The organism is Pseudomonas sp. RGM2987 (assembly GCF_022952855.1).
Classification (GTDB): Bacteria; Pseudomonadota; Gammaproteobacteria; order Pseudomonadales; family Pseudomonadaceae; genus Aquipseudomonas.
In genome coordinates this window covers 1-3571 of the sequence record NZ_JALJDX010000050.1, presented here as the reverse complement: position 1 = coordinate 3571, position 3571 = coordinate 1, and the positions used below count along the sequence as shown (strand labels likewise).

General features: G+C 61.6%; 3 protein-coding genes. All 3 read left to right on the top strand.

Going from position 1 to position 3571, the window contains the following annotated elements; all coding sequences use genetic code 11:
• The first annotated feature begins 170 nt into the window (after positions 1-170).
• The 3 genes from RGM2987_RS00355 to hemN all read left to right on the top strand — a co-directional run bounded on the left by RGM2987_RS00355 (position 171) and on the right by hemN (position 3469).
• The gene (locus RGM2987_RS00355; protein ID WP_245138132.1) at positions 171-614 is read left to right on the top strand and encodes a hypothetical protein; all 444 of its coding nucleotides are present in this window, start codon (positions 171-173) and stop codon (positions 612-614) included.
• Between the two features lie 96 nt (positions 615-710).
• Positions 711-2084, top strand: coding sequence for a coproporphyrinogen III oxidase (locus tag RGM2987_RS00350; protein WP_245138131.1), 1374 nt, complete (start codon positions 711-713; stop codon positions 2082-2084).
• Positions 2081-3469: an oxygen-independent coproporphyrinogen III oxidase gene (hemN, locus tag RGM2987_RS00345; protein ID WP_245138130.1), complete on the top strand. Its 1389-nt coding sequence runs from the start codon at positions 2081-2083 to the stop codon at positions 3467-3469. The genes RGM2987_RS00350 and hemN overlap by 4 nt, the downstream gene beginning before the upstream one ends.
• Positions 3470-3571 lie beyond the last annotated feature (102 nt).

The window sequence follows — 3571 nt, the reverse complement described above, 5'->3', positions numbered from 1 at the left end:
CGAATGCGGTGTGTCAGATACCTAAATGGCGACTGATACACCGCATTCGCGAGCAAGCCCGCTCCCACAGGGGGCGCATCAGGACCGACGGCTTCCTTGATTGGCATCAACCCCCACCCGCGTCCCCCGCGTAGCCTGATGCGTAAGCCCCGAACGCATCCGAGAACCCCATGAGCTACCCGCTGTTCCTGACCCTGCACCTGTTCGCCGCGCTGGTCTTCATCGGCACGGTCTTTTTCGAAGTGTTGTTTCTCGAAAGCATCCGCAGGCAATTGCCGGCCAAGGCCATGGTGCTGCTGGAACAGGCCATCAGCCGACGTGCGCGGCAATTGATGCCGTGGGTGTTGCTGGTGCTGTTCGGCGCGGGGGTGGGCATGGTCTGGCTGCGGTATTGGCCGCTGTTATTGTCGCCGTGGCAGTCGTCGTTCGGGTTGTTGCTGACGCTGAAAATCCTGTTGGCGATCAGCGTGCTGGGGCATTTTCTCTGGGCCATGTGGCTGTTCAGGCGTGGGTGGATGAGCGCCCGTCATGTCCACATCATTCACACCAGTGTGTTCCTGCACCTGGTGGCGATCGTGCTGCTGGCCAAGGGCATGTTCTACATCGGCTGGTAGCTCGCAACGCCTTGGTTTCGCGGCACTTGATACAGGTCAAGGTGCCCATGCGGGTTCCGCCGGACACTGTCGCCGCGCAGCCACTCGGAGATTGCCATGTTCGATCTTTTTCAAACCCTCGGAGAACGACCCTCGGCACGCGCCGCTGTGGTGGCTGATTTCGATTGTCCGGTGGGTACGCGTCGATTCCACGGCGGCATCGGTTCGCTCGACCTGCTCAGAGGCTTGCGCAACAGCCGGCAGAAACGTCGGCCGTTGTCCGTGGCGGTCCATCTGCCATCGCGCTTGAGACTGGCGACGTGCTCGACCCTCGCCAGTGACTGCCGCTGCGGTGAAATCGACGGTTATCTGCAACGCCTGACCTATGAGCTGGGGCTGGTCGGTTGCCACCTGGGGAACGGGCGGCGCGTCGAGCAGCTTTGCCTGACTGGCGGCACCCCGGTGATCGCCCATTTGCAGCGGCTGATGGGCGATCTGCGCAAGCGTTTCGACTTCTGCGAGTACGACAGCGGTGATCACAGCATCGAGGTGGATCTGCACCATACTGACTGGTCGACCATGGGCCTGATCCGCGACCAGGGTTTTACCCATGTCAGCATCGGCGTGCCGGACATTGGCCTGGACAGCGATCTGTCCGTCGACTGCTATCAGAACCCTGCGCCCATCCATTCATTGATCGATGCGGCGCGTACCTTTGGTTTTCGCTCGATCAACATCGATCTGGGCTACGGCCATGCCTGGCAGACGCCCGCCAGTTTTGCCCTGAAGCTCTCGACCTTGATCGAACTGGAACCGGACCGGTTGCAGGTGTTCGACTATGCCTGCGCGCCGTATCGCTATCGCTCGAAAAATGCCGGGACGGCCGGTGCGTTCTGCAGCCAGGCCGACAAGGACGCCATGCGTCGGATCTGCTGCGAGCAACTGATCGGCGCCGGTTATCACTACATCGGCCTGGGGCAGTTTGTCAGGGCCGACGATGACCTGGCGGTCGCCCAGGAGCACGGCCGCCTGCATCGCAATTGCCAGGGGTTTACCCGCCACGGTTGCTGCGATCACGTGGGTTTCGGTTTGTCGGCCATCACCCAGATCGAGCACCTGTACGTGCAGAACACCGACGACCTGCACCAGTACTGCCAGCAACTGGACGCCGGCCAGTTGCCGGTGCGTCGGGGTTGGCGCTGTGAGGCCCAGGACCAGATCCGGGCCAACGTGACCGAACAGCTGTCTTGCGACCTGGAGTTGGATATACCGGCGATTGAAGCACGTTATGGCCTGGTGTTCCGCGAGCACTTCGCGCCTATCTGGCCGCTGCTGGAAACGCTGCACGACAAGGGATTGATCGAAATGTCGAGCCGTTTCATCGGCATCCTGCCGGCCGGGCGCTTGAGCGTGGATGCGATCTGCAACCTGTTCGACCCGGATCTGTTCGACGCCACCCCACGCCCTTTTGAAAAGTTGAACCCCGCATGAACGCTGCCTCTACATTCGACCGAGCCCTGGTGGAAAAATACGACCGCCCGGGGCCGCGCTACACGTCATATCCGACGGCGCCGCAATTTCACCAGGCGTTCGCCATGGATGAATACCGCCAGGCTGCCCAGCGCAGCAATGAGGCAGCAGTGCCCAAGCCGTTGTCGGTGTACATCCATATCCCGTTCTGCCAGAGCCTCTGCTATTACTGCGCCTGCAACAAGATCATCACCCGCAAGACCCACCGCGCCGCCGAATACCTGAGCTATCTCAAGCGCGAGATTGCCCTGCAAGCCGGGCTGTTCGATCGTTCGCGCAAACTGACGCAACTGCACCTGGGTGGGGGCACGCCGACCTACCTGACCCACGAGCAATTGGCCGAGCTGGTGGACTGCCTGCATCAGTCGTTCGACATGGATGACAGCGACGAACATGAGTTTTCCATCGAGGTCGATCCACGCACCATCGATGTCGAACAGGTACGGGGCCTGCGGCGGTTGGGTTTCAACCGTTTGAGCTTCGGGGTCCAGGATTTCGATGCCCAGGTACAGGCAGCGGTCAATCGGCTGCAAAGCGTCGAACAGGTTGCCGAATTGGTCGCAGCGGCCCGTGAGGCGCGCTTCAAGTCGGTCAGCGTCGATCTGATCTATGGCCTGCCGCTGCAAACCGTCGCCAGTTTCGATGTCACCCTGGACAAGATCATTGCCTTGCGCCCCGACCGGATCGCGGCCTACAGCTATGCCCACCTGCCGCAGCGGGTGCGGGCACAACGGATGATCCGACCCGAAGACATGCCGCCGCCGGAGCGCAAGCTGGAACTGCTGGAACTGACCATCGATCGGCTGACCGAGGCCGGCTATGTGTACATCGGCATGGACCATTTCGCCTTGCCGGAGGATGAGCTGGTGCGCGCCCGGGCCGAGGGCACCCTGCAACGAAACTTCCAGGGCTATTCCACCCATGCCGACTGCGACCTGATCGGCCTGGGCGTGTCGTCGATCGGCAAGGTGGGCGACAGCTACAGCCAAAACGTCAAGGAGCTTTCCCAGTATTACGCCCGCCTGGAGCAGGGCCTGTTGCCGGTGCTGCGCGGCTATCGCCTGAGCACCGATGACTGTGTAAGGCGCGAGGTCATCAGCGAGCTGATGTGCCATGGGCGAATCGACTTTGCCCGGATCGAAGCCGGACACGGTATCCGTTTCAACGAATACTTCGCCGATGCGCTGGAGCGGCTCCAGGAACAGGTGGGCGATGGGTTGCTGCAGATCCACGCCGATGCGCTGGTGCTGCGGCCCCAGGGGCAGTTGATGATGCGCAGTGTGGCGATGGCGTTTGATGCGTATCTGGGGGCGGATCAGCAGGTTCAATATTCGCGTACGGTGTGAAAGAAGAGATATGACCGACCTGTGATGAAGCCGCTTTTGTGGCGAGGGAGCTTGCTCCCGCTGGGCTGCGCAGCAGCCCCAAAGCCAGGCGCCTCGGTGTAC